This is a genomic window from Nonomuraea sp. B208, from assembly GCF_057536035.1.
Map to the genome: position 1 here is coordinate 336,613 of NZ_BAAJOU010000023.1, position 21,623 is coordinate 358,235.

The window sequence follows — 21,623 nt, forward strand, 5'->3', positions numbered from 1 at the left end:
GGAGGGGGAGGCAGATGAGCGAACGCCGGCCGCCGGACGGCGCCAAGCCCGCGGGCGACGGCGGCGATCGGGCCATGAGCGGCGCGCCAGCCTATGAAGGCGGCGATCGGGCCGTGAGCGGCGCGCCCGCCTATGAAGGCGGCGATCGGGCCGTGAGCGGCGCGCCCGCCTACGACGGCCAGGAGGAGGGCGGCGAGGTCCGCCTGCGCCGCCAGGCCGCGCTCGCGCTGGCCGTCCTCGCCGCCCTCGTCCTGGGCGTGGCCGCCCTCACCACCCCCTGGCAGGCGCTGCTGACCGCAGGGGAGCCGCCCGGCCCGGCCCGCGACTTCACCGCCGCCCAGCTCGCCCGCTCCCAGGCGTTCGACGCCGCGACGAGCCTGCCGAGCTACCTCTCCCTGGCCCTGACGGTCCTCGTCGCGGGCCTCCTGGTCGCCACCCCGCTCGGCGCGCGGGCGACCGGGTGGCTGCGCGGCCCGTGGTGGCTGCGGACGATCCTGGGCGTGGCGGTGATCGCCGCGGCCACGCTGGCGCTCCGCTGGCCCCTCGGCATGTGGTTCGAGACCGTCCTGCGCGAGTACGGCCTGTCCACCCAGACCTGGCCGTCCTGGAGCGGCGACCGGCTGAAGAACGCGGCCGTCGAGGCGTTCCTGCTCGCCCTGACCATCACGGCGCTGGTGGCGCTGGCGCGCCGGTTCCGCCGCTGGTGGATCCCGGCGGCCGCGGGCGCGTTCGCCCTCACGGTGGCGGCCTCGTTCGTCTATCCCGTGGTGTTCGAGCCGATGTTCAACGACTTCACCCCGATGCGCGAGGGCCCGCTGCGCACGAGCCTGCTGGCGATGGCCGAGCGGGACGGCGTGCCGGTGGAGGACGTGCTGGTCGCCGACGCCTCACGCCGTACGACGGCGCTCAACGCCTACGTCTCCGGCTTCGGCGCCACCCGCCGCGTCGTCGTCTACGACACGCTGCTGCGCGCCCCGGAGGCGGAGGTGGAGCTGGTGGTCGCGCACGAGCTGGGCCACGCGAAGCACGACGACGTCCTCCACGGCACGCTCCTCGCCGGCCTGGGCGCGGCGCTGGGCGCCGTCCTGCTGTTCCTGATCTTCGACCTGGTACGCCGCCGCGCCGCCGTCCCCTCGATCGCCGACCCGCGCGCGGCCGGGGCGCTGATGGGCCTGATGAGCCTCGGCACCCTCCTCCTCGGCCCCGTCCAGAACGTGGTCAGCCGGCAGGTGGAGGCGCGGGCCGACCTGCACGCGCTGGAGCTGACGAGAGACCCGGAGACGTTCGTGGCCATGCAGAAACGCCTCGCCCTTTCCAACATTTCCGACTTGTCGCCCGATGCGGTGGAATATGTCCTCTATGCCTCCCATCCCTCCGGCCCCGAACGCATCGCCATGGCCCGCGCCTGGGCGCGACTGAACGGCGTCAACGCGCCGTGACCCACTCCGCACCAGATCCGGACACCAGGGTGGTCGTCGTCACGAACGACTTCCCGCCGCGGCCGGGCGGGATCCAGTCGTTCGTGCACGGGCTCGCGCTCCGCACGCCGGGCGTCGCGGTCTACGCCCCCGCCTGGCCGGGCTGCGAGGAGTTCGACCGGCGGCAGCCGTACCCGGTCGTACGGCACCCGACGCGGCTCATGCTGCCGACCCCCGACGTGGCGCGCCGGGCCGCCCGGCTGGTGGCCGAGCACGGAGCGCGTACCGTCGTCTTCGGCGCGGCGGCGCCCCTCGGCCTGCTCGCGCCGCACCTGCGCCGGGCCGGCGCGCGGCGCGTGGTGATGCTCACCCACGGCCACGAGGCGTCGTGGGCGAGCGCGCCGGGCTTCCGCGCCGTGTTGCGCAGGATCGGCGCGCACGCGGACGTGGTGACCTACCTCGGCGACTACACCCGCCGCCGGCTGGAGGCCGCGATCGCGCCCGGCAAGCTCGTCCGGCTGGCCCCCGGCGTGGACGCCGGGCAGTTCCGCCCCGGCCTGCCCGGGGCCGCCGTGCCGGGGCTCGCGGGCCGTCCCGTGGTGGTCTGCGTGTCGCGGCTGGTGCCGCGCAAGGGCCAGGACCGGCTCATCGCGGCCTGGCCTCGGGTGCTGCGGGCGGTGCCGGACGCCCTCCTGCTGCTGGTGGGCGGCGGGCCGTACCGGGGGAAGCTGGAGCGGCTGGCGGGCGGGCACCCCTCCATCCGCTTCACCGGCACCGTCCCGGCCGCGGACCTGCCGGGCTACTACGCGGCGGCCGACGTGTTCGCGATGCCGTGCCGTACCCGCTGGAACGGCGTGGACGTGGAAGGGCTCGGCATCGTGTTCCTGGAGGCGTCCGCGACGGGGCTGCCCGTGGTGGCCGGGGCGTCCGGGGGCGCGCCGGACGCCGTACGCCCCGGCGAGACCGGCCTCGTCGTGGACGGCGAGAACCCCGCCGAGATCGCCCAGGCCGTCGTCGAACTGCTCACCGATCCCGACAAGGCGTGCAAGATGGGCGCCAACGGCCGCGAGTGGATCACGCGGGAGTGGACGTGGGAGCAGGTGGCGGCCCGCTTCCACGCCCTCCTCTGACGGATCACCCCTTGGTCGCGCCGAGCGTCAGCCCGGCCACGAACTGCTTGTGCAGGAGCTGGAAGACGATCAGCGTCGGCAGCGCCACCAGCACCGAGCCGGCCGCCAGCAGGTTGTAGTCGGTGAAGAACTGGCCGCGCAGGTTGTTCAGCGCCGAGGTGACGGGCAGCTTGTCGCCCGACGACATCAGCACCAGCGCCCACAGGAAGTCGTTGTACATCCAGGTGAACTGCAGCGTGGCCAGCGCCGCCAGCACCGGCCGGCACAGCGGCATGGTCAGCCGCCAGTACCGTTTCCACACGCTCGCACCGTCCACCAGCGCCGCCTCGGTGATCTCCTCCGGGATCGTGCGCATGAAGTTCGCCATGACGAACACGCAGAAGCCGAACTGGAACGCCACGTGGACGAGGATCAGCCCGAGGTAGGAGTCGTACAGCGACTGCGAGTCCGACAGCCACGCGGGCAGCGGGACCATCGTGTAGAGCGTGTAGAGCGGCGTGATGAGCGCCTGCGGCGGCAGCAGGTTGCCCGCCGTGAACACGATCAGCAGCGTCCGGCGGCCGGGGATGCGCACCCGCGCGATCGCGAACGCCGTGAACGACGCCAGCAGCAGCGTGAACACCAGGGCCGGGATCACGATGATCAAGGTGTTGAGGTAGTAGCGGGGCAGCTCGGCCTGGCTCCACGCCTCACCGTAGTAGTCGAGCGTCAGCCGCTCCGGCAGCGAGAAGTAGCCCAGGCGGGCCGTCTCGTCGTACGGGCGCAGCGACGCGTACACCGCCAGCGCCAGCGGCAGCAGCCAGCCCAGCGCCACCAGCCCGAGGAAGACGTGCAGGAGGACCCGCAGCGGCCGCACCCGCGCGGCCGTCACCGCTCCTCCCCCCGGAACAGCTGCGACAGGTACGTCACGATGAACCCCAGCGAGATGACCAGCAGGATCACCGCGATCGCCGAGCCGAACCCGATCCGGCTGGCCTCGCCCACGATGTTCTCGGTGACCAGCACCGACAGCAGCTCCAATCCGTTCCTGCCCTTGTTGATGGCGTAGACGATGTCGAAGGCCCGCAGCGCCTCGATCACCGTGATCACCAGCACGATCACGTTGACCGGCCGGAGCGTCGGGAACACCACGCGGAAGAACGCCTGGCGCTCGCTCGCCCCGTCGATGGCCGCCGCCTCCTTCAGCGCCGGATCGACCGCCTTCAGCCCCGCCAAGTAGATGATCATGACGTAGCCGACGTGCCGCCAGCCCGCCGCGACCATGACGACCCAGATGTTGACCGCCCTGTCGCCGAGCCAGTCCACGTGCAGCCCGCTGACCGCGTTCAGCACGCCGTAGTCGGAGGAGAAGACGAGCTGGGCGATGAAGCCCACGACGGCCAGCGACAGCACGACCGGCATGTAGAGCGCGCTCTGGTAGACGCGCGACATCCGCAGCCGCCGGTCCAGCAGCACCGCGCAGAACAGCCCGAACGGCGTGGCGACCAGCCCGAGGAAGGCCAGCCACAACACGTTGTTGCGGACGGCCGACCAGAACGGCGGGTACGTCCCGGCCAGATCCTCGTAGTTCCGGCCGCCGATCCACTCGATCGGGCCGATGCCGTTCCAGTCGGTGGCCGACAGGCCGACGCTGGCCAGCGTGGGCCCCCAGACGAGGCCCACATTGACGACGATGGCCACCCCCAGCCCGGCGACCAGGACGGTCACGTCGCGGGCGGAGTAGCGACGGGTCTTCGCGCTCATCAGCGGAAGATGGTGGCCTTCTGCTTCTCGATGCTCGCCAGCAGCGGATCGATCTCGTCCGGTTTGCCGACGAACGACTGCAGCGAGGGGATCATGACCGTGGAGGCGAAGTCGGGCCGCGTGTCGCGGTCGAGGAACTGGGCGATGTGCTTGGCCTGCGACACGAGCTCCGCGCCGCGCTTCTGCAGCGCGCTGTAGCCGGAGGTGTCGGCCTTGGAGTTGGAGGCGAGCGTGCCCGGGTCGAGGCCCGTGGCGATGTTCTGGGACGAGGCCTGGGCGAGCTGCTTGATCAGCGCCTTGGCGCCGTCCACGTTCTTGGCCTTGGCCGAGACCATGTAGCCGTCGATGGGGGCGTCGATGGAGTCGGTGCCGTAGGCCGGGTTGATCTCGGGGAAGGTGAAGAAGTCGAGGTCGTCGCGGTCGGCCTCGGGGAACTGCTGGGCGACGAACATCCCGAGCAGGTACATCCCGGTCTTCTTCTGCGCCAGCGACTGCGCGGCCTCCTGCCAGGTGCGGCCCAGCGCGGCCGGCTGGTGGTACTCCATCAGCCCCCGCCAGGTGTCGAACACCTGCCGGACCTTCGGGTCGGTCCACGACTGCTTGCCCTGCATGAGCTGGATGTGGAAGTCGTAGCCGTTCGTCCGCATGTTGAGGATGTCGAACGTGCCCATGGCCGGCCAGCCGTCCTTGTCGGCGAACGCGATCGGGATCAGCCCGTCGGCCTTCATCTTCCCGGCCAGCGCGGTGAGCTCGTCCAGCGTCTTGGGCGGCTGGTAGCCCTTCTCCTCCCAGACGCTCTTGCGGTAGAAGACGGCCCACGGGTAGTAGGTGGACGGCACGAAGTACTGCTTGCCGTCCACGCCGGTCGACTGGTCCTTGAACGCCTGCGTGAAGTCGCCGCCGATGTCGCGCCACACGTCGGAGATGTCGAGGGCGAGGCCCTGCTCGGCGAAGAACTGCATGCGGTAACCGGCGAACCAGGTGAACACGTCGTCCGGCGTGCCGCGCAGGTAGCGGTTGATGTTCTCCTGGAACGTGTTGTGGTCGACGGTGTTGACCTTGACCGCGCCCTGCGTGAACGCCTTGATCTGGGCCTCCAGCGACTTCTTCGGCACCTCGTCGGAGGCGTTGGAGCCCAGGGTGACGGTGCCGAGGCCGCCGGAGGACGAGCCGCCGGGAGCGGGGGAGGGACTGCCGGATCCGCATCCGGCGAGAATGGCCGGGACGCCGAACGCGGCGGCGCCGAGGAACAGAGAACGACGGGTTAACGGCGGCCGATGGTCCATGTGAGGTCCTCCTACCCGAACCTTCAGATTCCCCCGACTTCGCGCACTTTCATACATCGAAAAGCCAACATTTCCCACTTGTCAAAGCACGATTTCATGACAAAGCCCCCACACCGCAGCTCGAGTCCGGCCGTACGCGCACAAAAGGGCGGGCCCGCTCACCGCGAACCCGCCCTTCGAGACGCCCCTGTGGATCAGGCGGCTTCCAGCCTCCGCTGAATACCGACCAGCACGCCCAGCATCTCCTGCTGCGTCTCCTGCATGCCGCCGAGCCGGCTCTCTACCGCGCCGAGACGGCTGTCCACCACGTCAAGACGGCTGTTCACCGCGTCGAACTTGCCCTCGAACTTGGCGTCCATGACCTTGATGCGCGAATCGAGGATCTGGAGCTGGGCGTCGACCGACGAGAACCTGAGCTCGACCTTGGCGTCGAGGCTCTTGAGCCGCCTGCCGACCCCGTTGATGCGCTCGGTGAGGTCCTGCGCCAGCTCGCGCTGGTCCGCCCGAATCTGAATGAGCTCGTTCTCCAGAGCCGTGGTGAACGCGGGGCCTGCTTCCTTGATGTCCATGCTGTTCTCCCTTACCGTGAGGTAAGGGACCGGGGATGGTAGAGATTCCCGGTCCCGTTTTCTTTGCCGCAAGAATACCCCGGAAGGGACGGCGAGAAAGCCGGAATCGAAAGAAGATTCCCCTGGTCAGACGGCATATAGCCGATTAAATCGGAATTTGAGCGTCGGCGTCAGGTGCCCGCTCTCCGGCTCATCTCGATCCAGGAACGACTCCGCACAGGTAAGTGGATTCCTCCAGCAACCGCGGCGTCATCGTGATCCCGGTGAAGCGCTCGGCCAGGAGGAACGCCGGTCCTTCGTGGGGGCCGGCGACCGCGTGGCCGGGGGAGTGGATCCGCTCCAGGATCTCTACGAGTTCGTCCGGCTTCTCCTCTGAGTAGCTTTCATGGGGCCTGAACAGGAACTCGATCCTCCCGTCCTTGACCCAGTGGGAATAGCCTTCCTCGTGCGCGAACTCGAACCGGATCTTCCCGTCGTCGATCCAGTAGAAGTAGTCCATGTCATCGACGTCGAGGTAGAAGTGGGAGACGAGACGGGTGCCCGCCGACAACGGCATGATGATCTCTTCGGTGACGCCGAGCCCGCTGCAGGCCTCGACGAGGAGCACCCACTCTCCAACGGCGACGGCTCCGAAGGTCTGCCACCGGATCAGCTCATCAAGCGTCACGCGGGAGCAGTCCTCAACCCGGACGCCGAGTCGGGTCACCACTTTCTCAGGCGTCAGGCCACGGACGTAGGTGAAGCAGTAGGCGTCCGCCAGGCCGGGAAAGCGCTCGGGGGAGAACCAGGAGTAGTAGTCAGGAGTCGCGATCATCTCGTCATGCTCGCAGCACCCACCGACACGACAAGCGCCCTTTCAGCAGAGCGGACTGCCGGGCCAGTGCTGCGGCGAGTCCGATCGCATCCGCCTGGACGACCCTCGGCAGCCCTCCGGCCCGGCCATCTCCAGGGTGACCGACCGCCGGGCTCATCATGCCCGCCGGCCCGGCGAGCTCGACCAGCGTCAGATCACGCAATGCCGGGGCCGGATCAGTGCCCGCCGTACAGCTCCTCGATCTGCCCGGCGAAATCACGCATGACGAGGTTGCGCTTGACCTTGAGCGTCGGCGTCAGGTGCCCGCTCTCCTCGGTGATGTCCTGCTCCAGGATCGCGAACTTCTTGATCTGCTCGGCCTTCGACACCGACTGGTTCGCCCGGTCCACCGCGGCCTGCACCTCGGCCAGCACCTCGGGATCGGTACGCAGCTCGGCGACCGTCCGCCCGGCGGGCACCGCCTCCGGGTCCAGGGTCACGAGGGCGGCCACGAAGGGACGGCCGTCGCCGACGACCATCGCCTGGGAGATCAGCGGATGGGCCCGCAGCAGGTCCTCCAGCGGCCCCGGCGCGACGTTCTTGCCGGCCGCCGTCACCAGGATCTCCTTCTTGCGCCCGGTGATCCGCAGGTAGCCGTCGTCGTCCAGCTCGCCCACGTCGCCCGTGCGGTAGAAGCCGTCGGCGTCGAGGGCTTCGGCGGTCGCCGCCTCGTTCTTCCAGTAGCCGGCGAAGACGTTGCGCCCCTTGGCCAGCACCTCGCCGTCGTCGCCGATGCGCAGCGTGACGCCGGGCAGCGGCTTGCCCACGGTGCCGATCTTGTTGGCGCCCGGGATGTTGACCGAGCACGGCGCGGAGGTCTCGGTGAGGCCGTAGCCCTCGAAGACCTCGATGCCGACGCCCTTGAAGAAGTGGCCGAGCCGCTCGCCCAGCGCCGACCCGCCCGACACGGCGGCGGTCAGCCGCCCGCCGGTGGCGGCCCGCAGCTTGGAGTAGACGAGCCGGTCGAAGACGGCCTTGCGCAGCCGCAGCCCGAGCGGCGCGCCCCCGGCGCTCTCGGCCCGGCTCCAGGCCACCGCCACCTCGACGGCGCTGGCGAAGATCTTGCCCTTGCCGCCCGCGATGGCCTTCTGCTCGGCCCCGTTGTAGACCTTCTCGAACACGCGCGGCACGCCCAGCAGGAACGTCGGCCGGAAGTCCTGCAGGTCGGGGGCGACGTTCTTCATGTTGGGGGTGTGCGCCATGATCGCGCCCGCCTCGACGAGCACCACCTGGATCATCCGCGCGAAGATGTGCGCCAGCGGCAGGAACAGCAGCGCGGCCGGCTCCTTGCGGGAGAACAGCGGCTCCAGCGGCCCCCGCAGCACGTTGAGCGCGGTGAACAGCAGGTTGTCGTGCGTGATCCGGCAGCCCTTGGGCCGGCCCGTGGTGCCGGAGGTGTAGACGATCGTGGCGAGGTCGGCGGCGCAGACGCGACCGCGCCGCTCGTCCACCTCGGAGGCGGGCACGTCGGCGCCGAGCGGCGGCGCGTCGACGCGCCAGACGTTCTTCAGCTCGGGCGCGGCCTCGCGCACCGTCTCCTCGTGCCCGTCCAGCTCCACGAACGCGGCCTTGGCCTCGCTGTCGGAGAGGATCCAGCGCACCTGGTCGCCCGAGGAGGTCTCGTAGATCGGCACCGTGACCGCGCCGATCGACCAGATCGCGTAGTCGACGAGCGTCCACTCGTAGCGGGTGCGGGACATCAGCGCCACCCGGTCGCCGTGCTCCACGCCGGCCGCGATCAGCCCGCGGGCCACCGCCACGACCTGGTCGCGGAACTCCGACGCGGTGACCGCGGGCCACCCCGCGTCGGTCTTGCGGCGCATGACGACGACGCCGGGCTCCTGCTCGGCCCGCCGGAAGACCGTGTCGGCCAGGCTGGCCGAGGCAGGCACGTCGACCAGGATCGGGACGCTGTACTCGCGCACGGATCAACTCCTCTTCGAAGGACGCCTGGACGTTATCGCGTTAAGTTACGCGCCGGTAGCCTCGCAGGTCACGTCGTCATGGAGGCGTTATGAAGGGCATTCATCACGCTAGCAGCCACCGCTCGTAAGATTCCCCTCATGCGGGTCCATGTGGTGAGCGACGTCCACGGCAGGGCCGATGCCCTCGCCGTCGCCGGGCAGGGCGCCGACGCGCTGATCTGCCTCGGCGACCTGATCCTGTTCATCGACTACGACGACCACGCGCAGGGCATCTTCGCCGACCTGTTCGGCCGCGAGAAGGCCGCCGAGTTCATCGGGCTGCGCACGGCCAAGCGGTTCGACGAGGCCAGGGCCATGTCGGCGGCCCTGTGGGCGACGCTCGACGGCGACCCGCGCGAGCACATCGAGCGCAACGTCCGCGCCCAGTACGCCAGTCTGTTCGCCGCCATGCCCACCCCCGCCTACCTCACCTACGGCAACGTGGACCTGCCCCGCCTGTGGGCCGACTACCTGCGCCCCGGCCACCAGGTGCTCGACGGCCAGAGCGTGGAGATCGGCGGGCTGCGCTTCGGGTTCGTGGGCGGCGGGCTGAAGACGCCCTACCGCACCCCCAACGAGATCAGCGACGAGGAGTACGCCGCCAAGGTCGAGGCGGTCGGCGAGGTGGACGTCCTGTGCTGCCACATCCCGCCCGCCCTGCCCGAGCTGCTCTACGACGTCGTGGCCCGGCGCTTCGAACGTGGCAGCGAGGCCACGCTGGAGGCCATCAGGCGCACCCAGCCCCGTTACGCGCTCTTCGGTCACGTCCACAACCCGCTGCACGCCCGCGCCCGGGTGGGCCGCACCGAATGCGTCAACGTGGGCCATTTCCGGGGGAAGGGCGTTCCCTTCATCCTCGAATGGTGACCTGACCGGTACGGTGTCCTCATGGCTGATCGCACCACTTCGAGCATCACCATCGACGCCGCTCTCGCCGACGTCATGGCGGTCATCGCCGACTTCCCCCGTTACCCGGAGTGGGCCGGGTCGATCAAGAACGCCGAGGTCCTCGGCACGGGTGACGACGGCCGGGCGAGCAAGGTCCGTTTCGTCCTCGACGCCGGCATGATCAGCGACACCTACACCCTCGGCTACACCTGGGACGGCGACGACGGCGTCTCCTGGGAGATCGTCGATCCCGGCAGGATGGTCTCGCAGCTGCGCGGAAGTTACCGCCTCGCCGCCTCGGGCAGTGGCACCGGCGTGACGTACGAGCTGGCCGTCGATCTCAGCGTGCCGATGATCGGCATGATCAAGCGCAAGGCGGAGAAGGTGATCGTGGACACCGCGCTCAAGGGCCTCAAGAAGCGCGTCGAAGGCCGCTGAGGTGAACCCCAGGGTCCTGCTGTTCACCGGAAAGGGCGGCGTGGGCAAGACCACCGCCGCCGCGGCCACCGCGACCCTCGCCGCGAGCAGGGGCTTGAAGACGCTCGTCGTCTCCACCGACACCGCGCACTCGCTGGCCGACGCGCTCGCCGTCGAGCCCGGCGAGGTGGCGCCCGGCCTGCACCTGCACCAGGTCGACACGCAGCGGACGCTGGAGCGGCACTGGGGCGAGCTGCAGGACTACGCGAGGGGCGTGCTGTCGGAGCTGGGCCTGGACGAGGTCACCTCCGAGGAGATCACGGTGCTGCCCGGCGCGGAGGAGGTCATCGCCCTGCTGGAGCTGCGCGAGCACGCCCGCTCCGGCCGCTGGGACGTCATCGTCGTCGACTGCGCGCCCACCGCCGAGACGCTGCGCCTGCTGGCCCTGCCCGAGGCGCTCGACTGGCACGTCAACCGGCTCCTGCCGGTCGGCCGCCGGCTGGTGCGGCTGGTCGCGCCGTTCGTGCGCGGCGTGGCCAGGGTCAGCGCGCCCGGCGAGGAGGTCATGAGCGCCGGCGAGCGCTTCCACCGCGGCCTCATGGAGGTACGCGAGCTGCTCACCGGCGACCAGGCGTCCGTCCGGCTCGTGCTCACGCCCGAGTCGGTGGTGCTGGCCGAGGCCCGGCGCACCCTCACCTCGCTCAACCTGTACGGCTACCGCGTCGACGGCGTCATCGCCAACCGCGTCTTCCCGCCGGGCGGCGCCGACGAGTGGCGCGCCCAGTGGGTGGCGGCGCAGACGCGGCTGCTGACCGAGGCGGAGCAGTCGTTCGCCCCGCTGCCCGTCCACGTCGTCCCCTACCTGCCCGCCGAGCCCGTCGGCAGGGAGGCGCTGACCGAGGTCGGCGCGCGGCTCTACGGCGACAGCGACCCGTTCGCGCCGCCCGCCAGCCCTCCGCCGCTGCGCATGAGCGCCGACGAGCTGGCCCTCGACCTGCCCGGCGCCGACCGCGCCGACGTCGACCTGGCCCGCAAGGGCGACGAGCTCATCGTCACGGCGGGCCCCTACCGCAGGATCCTCGCCCTGCCCGTCGCGCTCGCCCGCAGGAAGATCAGCGGGGCGGCGCTCCGCGACGGGGTGCTGCGGGTAGCGTTCAGCCCGGGGAGCGAATCCGGCTCCTGAGGAGTTGAGGAGGATGAGCGACCCCGCAGGCAGGGCCGCCGGTTCAGGGAGGGCCAGATGACCGAGAGCAACGACAGGGATCCGATCGGCACCGTCGCCGACGAGGCGCGCAAGCTGTTCGACTCGATCCAGGGGCGCGCCACGCGCCAGGTCGGCAAGCAGGTGTTCAACTCGTTCACCGGCGGCGGCCGGAGGGAGCGCGACGTGTGGGAGGAGGCCGTGTCCGACCCCCACGACGAGTACGTCTGCCGCGCCTGCCCGCTCTGCCGGGCGATCGCCGACCAGCGGGAGTCCGGCTCCGCCGCCTCCGCCGCCGACGTGACCGGTCACCTCGTGGCCGCGGGCGGTGAGCTGTTCGCCGCCGTCCGGGGCGCGCTCGACGCGCTGAGCCGCCCCGCCCCGCAGAGCGGCACCAGGACGGGCCCCCGGAGGGAGCCGCGGCAGGACGACCGGGCCGGCCGCGACGACGTGGAACACATAGATCTGGGATAGGGAGAACGACGGGCATGCTCACGATCGGTGTCGACATCGGCGGGACCAAGGTCGCCGCGGGTGTGGTCGACGACCAAGGGAAGATCGTCGAACACACGCTGCGGCCCACCGCCGCCGACCGCCCCGACCTGGTGGCCGACACGGTGGCCGACGTCGTTCGCGAGCTGTCCGCGGGCCGGCGGATCGAGGCGGTGGGCGTGGGCGCGGCCGGTTTCGTGGACGAGACCCGCTCGGTCGTGCGCTTCGCCCCCAACCTCGCCTGGCGCGAGGAGCCGCTGCAGAAGAAGATCAGCGACATGGTCGGCCTGCCGGTCGTCATCGAGAACGACGCCAACGCCATGGCCTGGGGCGAGACCAGGTTCGGCGCGGGGCGCGGCCAGTCCCACGTGGTCTGCGTGACGCTCGGCACCGGCATAGGCGGCGGCCTGGTGTTCGACGGCGCGCTCTTCCGCGGCCGGTGGGGCATGGGCGCCGAGCTGGGCCACATGCAGGTCCAGCCGGGCGGCCGGCCGTGCGGCTGCGGCAACATCGGCTGCTGGGAGCAGTACGCCAGCGGCCAGGCCCTGGTCAAGGAGGCCAGGGAGCTGGCCGGCGCCGAGCCGGAGCGGGCCTCCGTCCTGCTCGGGCTGGCCGGCGGCAGGATCGACGGCGAGGAGATCACCGAGGCCGCCCGCCGGGGCGACGAGGTGGCGCTGCGGGCGTTCGCGTCCTTCGCCGACTGGCTCGGCCAGGGCATGGCCGACCTCGCCGCGGTGCTCGACCCCGGCTGCTTCATCGTCGGCGGCGGCGTGTCCAGGGCCGCCGACCTGTTCATCGACCGGGCCCGCGAGTCCTTCGCCGCCCGGCTAACCGGGCGCGGACACCGGCCGCTCGCCGACATCAGGCTGGCCGAGCTGGGCGCCGCGGCCGGCGTCGTCGGCGCCGCCGACCTGGCCAGGCAGCGCTAGCGGCCCGTCCGTGACGGTCCGGATCGGCACGTACAACCTGCACGGGCTGCGCGACAGCCTGCCCGCGCTCACGCGCGTGATCGCCGGCCTGAGGGCCGACGTGCTGTGCGTGCAGGAGGCGCCCAGGTTCGGCCGGTGGCGGGCCAGGCGGCGCGCGCTCGCCGCCGCGGCGGGCATGCGGCTGGCCACCCCCGGCCGGCTCGGCGGCGTCGCCGTGCTGACCGGGCCTCGGGTACGCGTGCTGGAGGCACGCAGCCACGCGCTGCGCGTCTTCCTCGGGCTGGAGCTGCGCGGGCTCGCGATCGCCGTGGTGGAGGCCGGCGGGGCGCGGCTCGCGGTCGGCTCGCTCCACCTCGACCTGCACGACCCGGCGCGGGTGCACCACGCGGCCGAGGCGGTGGCGCTGATGGAGCGGGCGGCGGCGCCGTACGGGGCGGCGATCGTGCTCGGCGGCGACGTCAACGAGCGGCCGCACCAGCCGGCCTGGCGTTACCTGGCCGGGCGGCTGTCCGACTGCCACGAGGCGGCGGCGTCCCCTCTCGCGTCAGGAGGGTTGACGTTCCCGGCCGCGCGGCCCTCGGCGCGCATCGACGGGGTGTTCGCCGCGCCCGAGGCGCGGGTCGTGTCCTGCGGGGGAGCGGACGCCGCCGCGGCCGACCTCGCGGCCGCCAGCGATCACCTGCCGGTGGTGGCCGAGCTGTGCCTCCCCGGCGGCTGAGGACAGCACCAGGGGGCGCCCCGAAGGGTACATGAGGGGACAAACGGGGGTATCCGGGCGCCCGAGTCAGGCACCGGGCGGGCGGGGACCGACGGCCAGCCCGTAGCATTTGTTCATGACCCGTCGCTCTCGGCGGCGTGCGCTCTTTCTGATCTTGGCGACGTCCGTGGCCTTGCCGCAGGTCACGCCCGCCGCGCATGCCGATCCTCGCAGCCCCGCCGCGATCGAGGCGTGGCAGCAGTCGACCAGCGTGCGCCTGCAGGCCGACGGCTCGCTGTCCGACGTGCTCGCCGTCTCGTCCGGCGACGTATGGGCGGTCGGCCAGCAGCAGATCTGGGACGTGTGGAAGAACCGCGGCACCATCCGCCACTGGGACGGCTCCCAGTGGAGCGAGGTGGCCATCCGCGACGCCACGGCGGCCGGCAACCTGCGCAGCCTCGCCGCGGCCGGCCCGTCCGACGTGTGGGCGGTGGGCGACAGCCACGACGGGCTGCCCTACCTCGCGCACGGCGACGTGACCGGTTTCGACCGGGTCCGCCCGCAGGGGCTGCGCTCGGGCGACTGGCTCGGCGGCGTCGACGCCAAGGGCGCCAAGGTCGTGGCGGTCGGCAGCCGCGAGAAGCGCGCACTCGTGCTCACCGGCCAGAACGGCGCCTGGACGGTGCAGCAGCTCAAGGACAAGGGCGCGCTCTACGCGGTGGCGGGCGGCTTCGCCGTCGGCGACACCGGCACCGAGCCGCTCATCGCCCACAACTCGGGCGGCACGTGGAAGCCGATGCCGCTGCCCTCGATCCCCGGCGGCTACCTCCGCGACATCCAGACCGACAACGCCAAGCGGGCGGTCGCGGTCGGCGGCGTCTACAGCGGCCCCGGCGACATCTCGCCGCTCGTGCTCGTCTGGAACGGCAAGCGCTGGAAGCGGCAGAGCCTGCCCGTCACCGGCGCCCGGCTCTACGGCGTGACCGGCGACGGCAAGGGCCGCTACTGGATGACCGGCTACGACCCCGACCGGGCGGCCGAGCCGTTCGTGGCGCGCTGCGAGAAGGGCTCGTGCTCGATCATCCGGGGCGGCGCCGACAAGGGCCGCAGCAGCGTGCGTCTCCAGGCCGTCACCTACCTCGCGGGCAAGGGCGCGGTGTGGGCGGTCGGGCACGCGGTCGACACCTCCGACCGCTACACCGACGTCGTGGAGTCGTTCGCCCCCAAGACCACGGCCGCCTCCACCGCCGCCCGGACGAGATCCTGAGCCGGCGGCGCGAGGGTCCGCGCTGTCAGAGCACCGCGCCGTCGTCCCAGCCGGAGTCGTTGGACGGCGGCCCGTCGCCCATGCGCACCACCAGCGCCACGAACCCGCCGATGAACGCCGCCACCGCCGTGAACAGCGCCCACCCCTCCATGTGCCAGTTCGCCATGGCGGCGATCAGGAGGTAGGCGGGGCCGCCGAACAGCGCCACCCACGCCACCTTCGTCGCCAGGTCGACCTTGGGCAGCGGCGGGGGCGGCGGCGGCACGTAGTGCCCCTCCTCCTCGCCGTCCTCGCCCTCGTCGTTCTTGTCCTCGGGCTCGTCGAGGTCCTCTTCGAGCTCCTCCGAGGGTTTCACCACCCGCCGGGTGGGCTCCGCGGGGACGTTCTCGCTGTCCGGCCATGGCTGGTCGGCCGAGTCGCGCTCGGCGGTGTCGTTGAAGGACGCGACGATCTGCCGCCAGACCTCGTCCTCGTCACTCTGGGGCGTCACCTAGATGGGCCTCTCCACAGTGATCGCGACTTCCCCCTGGGTGCGATCAGTCCCTCTGCAAGGGTACCGAGGCATGTGTCCGGATGAAGTCGAGGCTGCCGGCAAAGATCGTGTCGGCGTCGTTGTCGAGCGTCGCAACATGATAGCTATCGGTAAGCTCCTCGATCGTGGCGTGCGGGACCCTCCTGCGGATGATCGCCACACTCGTAGGCTTCACCACGTGGTCGTCCACGCTGCGGTAGACCAGCAGCGGCTGCGTCACCTTCGCCAGGTCGGCCTGCACCAGTGCCCACAGGCCGGGCAGCGAGGCCGCCGCCTTGACCGGGGTGCGGGCGTAGGCCAGCTCGCGCGCGCCGGCCTTCTTGACGTCGTTCGCGACGCCGGGCACCGACGGCACGAACCACTTCAGCAGCGGCGCCAGCCGCAGCAGCGGGACGTCGCTGGCGATGGACGGGTTGACCACGACCGCACCCCTGACGGCCGGGCCGTGCACCTCGGCGAGCCGCAGCGCCAGGCAGCCGCCGAGCGACAGCCCCGCCACGAACACCTCGGCGCAGCGCCCCTGGAGGTCCTCGAACGCCTTCTCCACCTCGGCGTACCAGTCTTCCCAATGGGTGCGGTTCATCTCCTGCCAGCGCGTGCCGTGGCCGGGCAGGCGGGGCAGCGAGACGCTGAGCCCGTGCGCCGCGAGGAACTCCGCCCATGGCCGCAGCGACTGCGGCGTGCCGGTGAACCCGTGGCAGAGCAGCACGCCGACTTGGCCTCCGTCGTGGTGGTAGGGCTCCGCGCCTGGCATGAGCGGCATAACAGCTCCTCCATGCAGTTTCATTCCAGCTGTTCATCCTGGAACGGCCCGATCGTCGCACGTTCAAGGGTGTTTGTGCGAGAGCTGGTGTAGTTGCAAGGCGCTCGGGATGGGAAGATGACTCTGCCCACGGACAAATTTGCTGGAAAAGAGGTGCCGGAGTGTTCTACTGGGTGGTCAAGGCCATCTTGGGGCCGTTCCTCCACCTCGTGTTCAGGCCGTGGGCCGAGGGCGTCGAAAACGTGCCCAGAGAGGGCGGGGTGATCCTGGCCGGCAACCACCTGTCGTTCGCCGACCACTTCTTCGGACCGCTCCAACTCAAGCGCAAGGTCATCTCGCTCGGCAAGTCCGACTACTTCACCGGGCGCGGCATCAAGGGCTTCTTCACCAGACTGTTCTTCAGCGGCGTCGGCACCGTGCCGATCGACCGCTCCGGCGGCAAGGCCAGCGAGGCGGCGCTCCGCACCGGCCTGCGCATCCTGCGTGAGGGGCACATCCTCGGCATCTACCCCGAGGGCACCCGTTCGCCCGACGGCCGGCTCTACAAGGGCAAGACCGGCGTCGCCCGGCTGGCGCTGGAGTCGCGGGCCCCGGTCATCCCGTGGGCGATGGTCAACACGTACGAGATGATGCCGCCGGGACGGCCGCTGCCCAAGCTCGGCATCCGGCCCGGCGTCAGGTTCGGCAAGCCGCTCGACTTCTCCCGCTACTACGGCATGGAGGACGACCGGCTCGTGCTGCGCGCGGTCACCGACGAGATCATGTACGCCCTGATGGAGCTGTCCGGCCAGGAATACGTCGACAAGTACGCCGTCAGCGCCCGCATCGAGATGGAGCGGGCCGCCCGCGCGACCGGCGCGGCCCAGCAGTGAACTGACGGTAGCGGCTCGGTGGCGTAGAGTGATGTGCGCTGTCCTGAGCCGAGGAGACCGCATGCTCGACCAAGCCCGTCCCGTCGTCCTGCTGCTGGCCAGGATCGCCCTCGGGGTGATCTTCCTGGTGCACGGCTACCAGAAGTTCGCGACCATGGGGATCGCGGGCACGGCCGAGTTCTTCGCCGCCGCCGGCATACCGCTGCCCGGGCTGGCCGCGCCCGCCGTGGCCGCGCTGGAGGTGGCGGGCGGCGTCGCGCTCGTGCTCGGCGCGGCGCTGCCGATCGCGGGCGCGCTGCTCGCCCTCGACATGATCGGCGCGATCGTCTTCGTCCACGGCCCGCACGGGCTGACCGGCGACGGCGGCTACGAGTTCGTCCTGGCGCTGGCCGCCGGGAGCCTCGCGGTCGGGTTCACCGGCGGCGGCGCCTTCGCCCTCGACAACGCGCTGACCCGCCGCCGCCGCACCCAGCCCGTCATCACCTGAGCCGTTCTGAGCCGTTCTGAGCCGTTCCACGGCCGCGCCCGCCGGTCAGGTGAGGTGGGCGCGGATCTGCTCGATGTGCTGCGGCGTCGTACGGCAGCAGCCGCCGATGAGCGACGCGCCCGCCCGCTGCCACTCGGCGGCCGCCTGCCCGAACTCCACCGGATCGGCGAGCCCCAGCCAGCGCCGGTGACCGGCGTCCCAGCTCTCGCCCGAGTTGGGATAGACCACGACCGGCAGGCCGCCCTGGAGAGCCGCGATCAGCGCGGGCATGTGGCGGGGGGCCGTGCAGTTGACGCCGACGGCGACCACCCGCGCGTTGCCCGCGAACAGCGCCGCGGCCTCACGGATCGGGGTGCCGTCGTTCAGCCGCTCGCCGTCGCGGCAGGAGAAGCTGACCCAGGCCCGGACGCGGGGCGTGTCCTCCAGCAGCCGGGCCAGGGCCCGCGCCTCCGGGTAGGAGGGGATGGTCTCGCAGGCCAGCAGGTCGGCGCCGGCGGAGGCGAGGACGTCCCACCGGCGGCGGTGCCAGGAGTACAGAGCGTCCTCGTCGAGGTCGTAGTCGCCGGTGTACTCGGCGCCGTTGGCCAGGAAGGCGCCGTACGGGCCGACGGACGCCGCCACCAGGCCGCGCCCGGCCGCGTCGCGGGCCTGCCTGGCCAGCTCCACCGACAGCCTGATCAGCGCCTCCGCGCGGGCGGCGTCGATGCCGTGGCGGGCGAAGCCCTCGAACGTCGCCTGATAGCTGGCCGTCGTGGCCACGTCGGCGCCCGCCGCGAAGTAGTCGGCGTGCGCCTGGCGGATCAGCTCGGGGCGTTCGAGCAGCAGGCGGGCCGACCAGAGCTCGTCGCTGAGGTCGGCGCCGAGGCGTTCGAGGTGGGTGGACAGGCCGCCGTCCAGGACAAGTGTGGTCACCCGTACAGGGTATTTGCGCCGGAGGCACCTCCGGCGCAAACCCAGCATCGCGTGCTCACGGCGGCGTTCCGCTCAGGAGCGTTTCCAGAAGGGGCCCCGGCGCGGGGCCTCCGGCGGGACGGGCGGGGAGCCGAGCAGGGCGGTCAGCGACGCGACGGCGTGGTCGTGGAGCGCGCGGGCGTCGGCGCCCGGCCGCTCGGCCGCCTCCAGGTCGCGCGCCAGCGCCTCCAGCCGCTCCTCCCCGCCCAGGTACGCCGCCAGCGCCGCCAGCCGCGTCCCGAGGTCGGCCAGGTACGCCAGGTCGGGCGCCGGCAGGGCCCTGAGCCGGTCCAGCTCGATGGCGAGCTGCGGGCGCACCGCCTCCAGCCCCTGTGTACGGCGCGGCGCGGGCCGCGACTTGCCCCGCCCGCGCAGGCCGCCCGCGGGCGGACCGGCCGGGAAGGGCGCCCTCGGCGGCGGCATCGGCGGCCGCCCGGGGAAGCCGGGCCCGCCGGGACCTCCGCCAGGAACACCGGGCCCGCCGCCGCCCGGGGCGGCCGGGCCGGGGGTGAGGAAGTCGGGGACGTCCAGGTCGTCGAAGCCCTCGGCCGCCCCCAGCGTCGGCTCCGGCGCCCGCATCCGGGGAGCGGAGGGCGGCATGGCCATCAGGGCCGCCGCGGCGAAGGTGCCGCCCGCCGGCGGGACCGGCGAGTCCCACCCGCTCGGCGGCTCGACCGGCTGGATGACGTGGTGCTCGGGCTCGCCGTCGGCGACCTGGCGGGTGTCCACGGCCACGTACGCCGTGAAGCGGCACAACACGCCGTTGTCCAGCGAGACCCGCACGATCCGGGACTCGAGGTCGTGCTCGCCCATGGCGTACCGGTCCTCGAGCTCGCGCAGGTGCGCGCGGGCCCAGACGGCGCGCAGGGCGGGGGCGTCCACCGGCACGCCCTCGACCCGCTCCTCCCACGGCCCGCCCGCGGCCACGCCGCGCACGGTCACCGCCGAGCCCTCGCGGCACCGCCCGTACACGCGCAGCGGCACGCCAGGGAAGATCGAGCCGAGGTGCGTGACGGTGTCAGGCTCGGCGTCCAGGCCGTCGAGCGACAGGTCCGTGACCAGGGGGGCGCCGATGCGGCGGTGGATGTGCTCCATGGCGGCGTCGAGGCGGTCCTCCGACTCGACCAGCTCGCACCGGCCCGCGCCGAGCCCGGCCAGGCGGCCGAGGAAGCCGGCGTTCACGGCCCGGTCGATGCCGACCGCGTGCACCCGCATGGCCGAGAGCGCGCCGCCCGCCTGCTCCAGGATCTGGTCCTCGTTGCCCACCTGGCCGTCGGTGACCAGCACCACGACCCGCTCCCGCCCGGCCTCGCCGCCGCCCAGCAGCGCGACGGCCTGGCGCAGCGGCTCCAGCAGCTCGGTGCCGCCGCGGGCGTCCACGCGGGCCAGGTGCTCGACGGCGCGGTAGCGGTTGCGGTCGGACGCCTCTGCCAGCCCCTCGAAGGCCCGCTCCACCACCGAGTCGAACGTCAGCACCGCGAAGCGGTCCTGCGGCGTCAGCGTGTCCACGATCCGGGCGGCGGCCCGGCGCGCGGCCACCATCTTCCAGCCGCCCATGCTGCCCGACCGGTCGAGCAGCAGCACCAGGTCGCGCGGCGTGCGGGTGGCCTGCAGCGGCGGCGGCACGACCGTGAGCGCGAACGTGCCGGCCTCCCCGTCGCCGCCCCTGTGGAGCTGGAGCGACGTGGACGCCTCGAACGACAGGCGCAGGACGAAGTCGCGGTCCAGCCGCTCGCCGGGCTTCAGCCGTACCGTGTTGCCCTCCTCCTCCACGACGTGGAGGCTGGAGGCCAGCTCGCGCAGCTCCAGCCCGGCGGCGTCCACGGTCGCGGCGAGCGACAGGCGCACCGGGTGGGGGAAGCCGGGCAGCAGCACCGGCGGCGTGATCCTGGAGGCGTCCGGCACGGCGCCGGTGTCGGGCGCGACGCCGCCGCCCGCGGGCGGGCCGTCGATCGGGTCGCCGGGGATGTAGCGCGGCGCGACGACGAGCGGGAAGCGGAAGGTGGCCGCGCCGTCCTCGTACGGCAGCGGCTGGCTCAGCGTCAGCCGCACCGAGACGCGCTCGCCGGGCAGGATGTTGCCCACCCGGATGGTGAAGACGTCGGGGCGGTCCTCCTCGGCGATGGCCGCCCGCCTGCCCTCGCGCAGCGCGCGGTCGTAGTCGGCCCTGGCCTGCGCCCGTTCCTTGAGCACGCCCTCGATGACGCGGTCGTCGGCCTCCATGCGGAAGCCGGTCACGGCGGCCCGGTCGGGCAGCGGGAAGACGTAGGTGGCCTCCAGCGTGACGTCGTACGGGTTGCGGAAGCCCTGCGTGACCTCGACCCCGGCGATCAGGCCCGAGATGTCCGCCGCGACGTCCACGCTCTCCAGCGGCAGGTTGCCGCGCTCGGTCAGCAAGGCGCCGAACCCGGCCTCCGGCACCGGCAGGCACCGGGCGGGCTCCAGCGAAGTGATCTTCATGTCAGCTTCCTCTCCGTCAGCACCGCGAGCAGCGGGCCCGCCGCCGCCAGGACCGCCTGGACGTCCTCTTCCGACGGGACCCGGCCGCCGTCCCACACGAGCCGGACTCCGCCTCCCAAGCTGACCCCCGTCACGACCATCGGATCCCCGGCCGTCGCGGGCGTGCTCCCGGAGCCGGCCGCCGGCCGCTCCGCCCAGAACCGCCCGCGCCCGCCCGGCGTCCCGTCGGCGGACGCGACGGGCGGAGGAACAGAGGGGGCGACCGGGGGAGAGGCCGAGGGAAGGACCGGAGGCTGGGCCGGGGAAGGGCTCGCGGGATGGGCCGGGGGATGGGGCGCGGGATGGGCCGGGGGGTGGGGCGCGGGATGGGCCGGGGGGTGGGGCGCGGGATGGGCCGGGAGGGACGCCGTCTCCTCCAGGGTGTGGTCCGTCGCCCCCGCGAGCGCCGCCTGGATGTCGGCGATCGAGCGTCCCGCCGCCTGCAGGCGCTTGACGGCGACGAGCTGCAGCAGGTGCCGCCGCCCGTACCGGGCGACGCGGCCGCGCCGGGTGAGCGGCGGGTCGAGCAGCCCGATGGTGGTGTACCACCGGATCAGCCGTTCTCCGGGCACGTCGCGGACCCGCCCGCTGAGCGGCGCGGCGCCGTCGCGCAGGGCGCGCGCCGCGTGCTCGGCCAGCTCGCCGATGGTCCAGGTCTCGCTCAT

The 21,623-nt window shown here is 72.3% G+C and carries 22 protein-coding genes; 11 read left to right on the top strand and 11 right to left on the bottom strand.

The genetic code is table 11. The annotated features are described in order from the left end of the window. Nucleotides 1-14 precede the first annotated feature (14 nt). Nucleotides 15-1,439: a M48 family metallopeptidase gene (locus tag AC27IY_RS25455; protein ID WP_487179378.1), complete on the top strand. Its 1,425-nt coding sequence runs from the start codon at nucleotides 15-17 to the stop codon at nucleotides 1,437-1,439. Further along, on the top strand, nucleotides 1,436-2,548 hold the full coding sequence (locus AC27IY_RS25460; RefSeq protein ID WP_487179379.1) for a glycosyltransferase family 4 protein: 1,113 nt from the start codon (nucleotides 1,436-1,438) through the stop codon (nucleotides 2,546-2,548). Before AC27IY_RS25455 ends, AC27IY_RS25460 begins: the two co-directional genes overlap by 4 nt. Nucleotides 2,549-2,552: 4 nt before the next feature. On the opposite strand, the gene AC27IY_RS25465 is transcribed toward AC27IY_RS25460, so the two are convergent. The 6 genes from AC27IY_RS25465 to AC27IY_RS25490 form a co-directional block, all read right to left on the bottom strand. Continuing rightward, nucleotides 2,553-3,419, bottom strand: coding sequence for a carbohydrate ABC transporter permease (locus AC27IY_RS25465; RefSeq protein ID WP_487179380.1), 867 nt, complete (start codon nucleotides 3,417-3,419; stop codon nucleotides 2,553-2,555). Continuing rightward, a complete protein-coding gene (locus AC27IY_RS25470) occupies nucleotides 3,416-4,291 on the bottom strand; it encodes a carbohydrate ABC transporter permease (RefSeq protein WP_423452792.1) in 876 nt (291 codons plus the stop codon). Before AC27IY_RS25470 ends, AC27IY_RS25465 begins: the two co-directional genes overlap by 4 nt. Beyond that, entirely contained in the window at nucleotides 4,291-5,577 is a 1,287-nt protein-coding gene (locus AC27IY_RS25475; protein ID WP_344214671.1) for an ABC transporter substrate-binding protein, read from the bottom strand. The genes AC27IY_RS25470 and AC27IY_RS25475 overlap by 1 nt, the downstream gene beginning before the upstream one ends. A gap of 194 nt (nucleotides 5,578-5,771) precedes the next feature. Then, entirely contained in the window at nucleotides 5,772-6,146 is a 375-nt protein-coding gene (locus AC27IY_RS25480; RefSeq protein WP_487179381.1) for a hypothetical protein, read from the bottom strand. A 190-nt stretch (nucleotides 6,147-6,336) separates the two neighbouring features. Further along, nucleotides 6,337-6,960: a DUF6461 domain-containing protein gene (locus AC27IY_RS25485; RefSeq protein ID WP_487179382.1), complete on the bottom strand. Its 624-nt coding sequence runs from the start codon at nucleotides 6,958-6,960 to the stop codon at nucleotides 6,337-6,339. Nucleotides 6,961-7,175: 215 nt separating this feature from the next. Then, the gene (locus AC27IY_RS25490; protein ID WP_487179383.1) at nucleotides 7,176-8,924 is read right to left on the bottom strand and encodes an AMP-dependent synthetase/ligase; all 1,749 of its coding nucleotides are present in this window, start codon (nucleotides 8,922-8,924) and stop codon (nucleotides 7,176-7,178) included. Nucleotides 8,925-9,062: 138 nt separating this feature from the next. Between AC27IY_RS25490 and AC27IY_RS25495 the strand changes: the two genes are divergently transcribed. The 7 genes from AC27IY_RS25495 (at nucleotide 9,063) to AC27IY_RS25525 (ending at nucleotide 14,854) form a co-directional block, all read left to right on the top strand. Continuing rightward, entirely contained in the window at nucleotides 9,063-9,830 is a 768-nt protein-coding gene (locus AC27IY_RS25495) for a metallophosphoesterase family protein (RefSeq protein WP_344214679.1), read from the top strand. 21 nt (nucleotides 9,831-9,851) lie between these two features. Continuing rightward, nucleotides 9,852-10,289: an SRPBCC family protein gene (locus AC27IY_RS25500; RefSeq protein ID WP_344214681.1), complete on the top strand. Its 438-nt coding sequence runs from the start codon at nucleotides 9,852-9,854 to the stop codon at nucleotides 10,287-10,289. Nucleotide 10,290: 1 nt separating this feature from the next. Then, the gene (locus AC27IY_RS25505) at nucleotides 10,291-11,451 is read left to right on the top strand and encodes an ArsA family ATPase (RefSeq protein WP_487179384.1); all 1,161 of its coding nucleotides are present in this window, start codon (nucleotides 10,291-10,293) and stop codon (nucleotides 11,449-11,451) included. A gap of 57 nt (nucleotides 11,452-11,508) precedes the next feature. After that, nucleotides 11,509-11,943, top strand: coding sequence for a hypothetical protein (locus tag AC27IY_RS25510; RefSeq protein ID WP_487179385.1), 435 nt, complete (start codon nucleotides 11,509-11,511; stop codon nucleotides 11,941-11,943). Nucleotides 11,944-11,957: 14 nt separating this feature from the next. Continuing rightward, entirely contained in the window at nucleotides 11,958-12,890 is a 933-nt protein-coding gene (locus AC27IY_RS25515) for an ROK family glucokinase (RefSeq protein WP_344214687.1), read from the top strand. 10 nt (nucleotides 12,891-12,900) lie between these two features. After that, the gene (locus AC27IY_RS25520) at nucleotides 12,901-13,608 is read left to right on the top strand and encodes an endonuclease/exonuclease/phosphatase family protein (RefSeq protein WP_344214689.1); all 708 of its coding nucleotides are present in this window, start codon (nucleotides 12,901-12,903) and stop codon (nucleotides 13,606-13,608) included. Between the two features lie 115 nt (nucleotides 13,609-13,723). After that, nucleotides 13,724-14,854, top strand: a complete 1,131-nt coding sequence (locus AC27IY_RS25525; RefSeq protein ID WP_364445627.1) for a hypothetical protein — start codon at nucleotides 13,724-13,726, stop codon at nucleotides 14,852-14,854. A gap of 25 nt (nucleotides 14,855-14,879) precedes the next feature. Here the strand turns inward: AC27IY_RS25525 and AC27IY_RS25530 are convergent, their stop codons facing one another. Both AC27IY_RS25530 and AC27IY_RS25535 read right to left on the bottom strand, forming a co-directional pair. Beyond that, on the bottom strand, nucleotides 14,880-15,344 hold the full coding sequence (locus tag AC27IY_RS25530; RefSeq protein ID WP_344214693.1) for a hypothetical protein: 465 nt from the start codon (nucleotides 15,342-15,344) through the stop codon (nucleotides 14,880-14,882). Between the two features lie 46 nt (nucleotides 15,345-15,390). Beyond that, a complete protein-coding gene (locus AC27IY_RS25535; RefSeq protein WP_344214695.1) occupies nucleotides 15,391-16,149 on the bottom strand; it encodes an alpha/beta hydrolase in 759 nt (252 codons plus the stop codon). Between the two features lie 161 nt (nucleotides 16,150-16,310). Between AC27IY_RS25535 and AC27IY_RS25540 the strand changes: the two genes are divergently transcribed. Continuing rightward, nucleotides 16,311-17,021, top strand: a complete 711-nt coding sequence (locus tag AC27IY_RS25540) for a lysophospholipid acyltransferase family protein (RefSeq protein WP_344214697.1) — start codon at nucleotides 16,311-16,313, stop codon at nucleotides 17,019-17,021. Nucleotides 17,022-17,082: 61 nt separating this feature from the next. Continuing rightward, a complete protein-coding gene (locus AC27IY_RS25545) occupies nucleotides 17,083-17,508 on the top strand; it encodes a DoxX family protein (RefSeq protein WP_487179386.1) in 426 nt (141 codons plus the stop codon). A gap of 45 nt (nucleotides 17,509-17,553) precedes the next feature. On the opposite strand, the gene mmuM is transcribed toward AC27IY_RS25545, so the two are convergent. From mmuM to AC27IY_RS25560, 3 genes are all read right to left on the bottom strand, one after another. Beyond that, nucleotides 17,554-18,420: a homocysteine S-methyltransferase gene (gene mmuM / locus AC27IY_RS25550; RefSeq protein WP_487179387.1), complete on the bottom strand. Its 867-nt coding sequence runs from the start codon at nucleotides 18,418-18,420 to the stop codon at nucleotides 17,554-17,556. A 72-nt stretch (nucleotides 18,421-18,492) separates the two neighbouring features. Next, nucleotides 18,493-20,919, bottom strand: a complete 2,427-nt coding sequence (locus AC27IY_RS25555; RefSeq protein WP_487179388.1) for a VIT domain-containing protein — start codon at nucleotides 20,917-20,919, stop codon at nucleotides 18,493-18,495. Then, nucleotides 20,916-21,623: a helix-turn-helix domain-containing protein gene (locus AC27IY_RS25560; protein ID WP_487179389.1), complete on the bottom strand. Its 708-nt coding sequence runs from the start codon at nucleotides 21,621-21,623 to the stop codon at nucleotides 20,916-20,918. Before AC27IY_RS25560 ends, AC27IY_RS25555 begins: the two co-directional genes overlap by 4 nt.

What these genes read in the sequence shown, in the direction of transcription:
- AC27IY_RS25555 (WP_487179388.1), bottom strand. Translation starts at nt 20,919, where the DNA reads ATGAAGATCACTTCGCTGGAGCCCGCCCGGTGCCTGCCGGTGCCGGAG.
- AC27IY_RS25480 (WP_487179381.1), bottom strand. Translation starts at nt 6,146, where the DNA reads ATGGACATCAAGGAAGCAGGCCCCGCGTTCACCACGGCTCTGGAGAAC.
- AC27IY_RS25470 (WP_423452792.1), bottom strand. Translation starts at nt 4,291, where the DNA reads ATGAGCGCGAAGACCCGTCGCTACTCCGCCCGCGACGTGACCGTCCTG.
- AC27IY_RS25495 (WP_344214679.1), top strand. Translation starts at nt 9,063, where the DNA reads ATGCGGGTCCATGTGGTGAGCGACGTCCACGGCAGGGCCGATGCCCTC.
- AC27IY_RS25535 (WP_344214695.1), bottom strand. Translation starts at nt 16,149, where the DNA reads ATGCCGCTCATGCCAGGCGCGGAGCCCTACCACCACGACGGAGGCCAA.
- AC27IY_RS25515 (WP_344214687.1), top strand. Translation starts at nt 11,958, where the DNA reads ATGCTCACGATCGGTGTCGACATCGGCGGGACCAAGGTCGCCGCGGGT.
- AC27IY_RS25560 (WP_487179389.1), bottom strand. Translation starts at nt 21,623, where the DNA reads ATGAGCGAGACCTGGACCATCGGCGAGCTGGCCGAGCACGCGGCGCGC.
- AC27IY_RS25500 (WP_344214681.1), top strand. Translation starts at nt 9,852, where the DNA reads ATGGCTGATCGCACCACTTCGAGCATCACCATCGACGCCGCTCTCGCC.
- AC27IY_RS25455 (WP_487179378.1), top strand. Translation starts at nt 15, where the DNA reads ATGAGCGAACGCCGGCCGCCGGACGGCGCCAAGCCCGCGGGCGACGGC.
- AC27IY_RS25525 (WP_364445627.1), top strand. Translation starts at nt 13,724, where the DNA reads ATGACCCGTCGCTCTCGGCGGCGTGCGCTCTTTCTGATCTTGGCGACG.
- AC27IY_RS25510 (WP_487179385.1), top strand. Translation starts at nt 11,509, where the DNA reads ATGACCGAGAGCAACGACAGGGATCCGATCGGCACCGTCGCCGACGAG.
- AC27IY_RS25485 (WP_487179382.1), bottom strand. Translation starts at nt 6,960, where the DNA reads ATGATCGCGACTCCTGACTACTACTCCTGGTTCTCCCCCGAGCGCTTT.
- AC27IY_RS25545 (WP_487179386.1), top strand. Translation starts at nt 17,083, where the DNA reads ATGCTCGACCAAGCCCGTCCCGTCGTCCTGCTGCTGGCCAGGATCGCC.
- AC27IY_RS25475 (WP_344214671.1), bottom strand. Translation starts at nt 5,577, where the DNA reads ATGGACCATCGGCCGCCGTTAACCCGTCGTTCTCTGTTCCTCGGCGCC.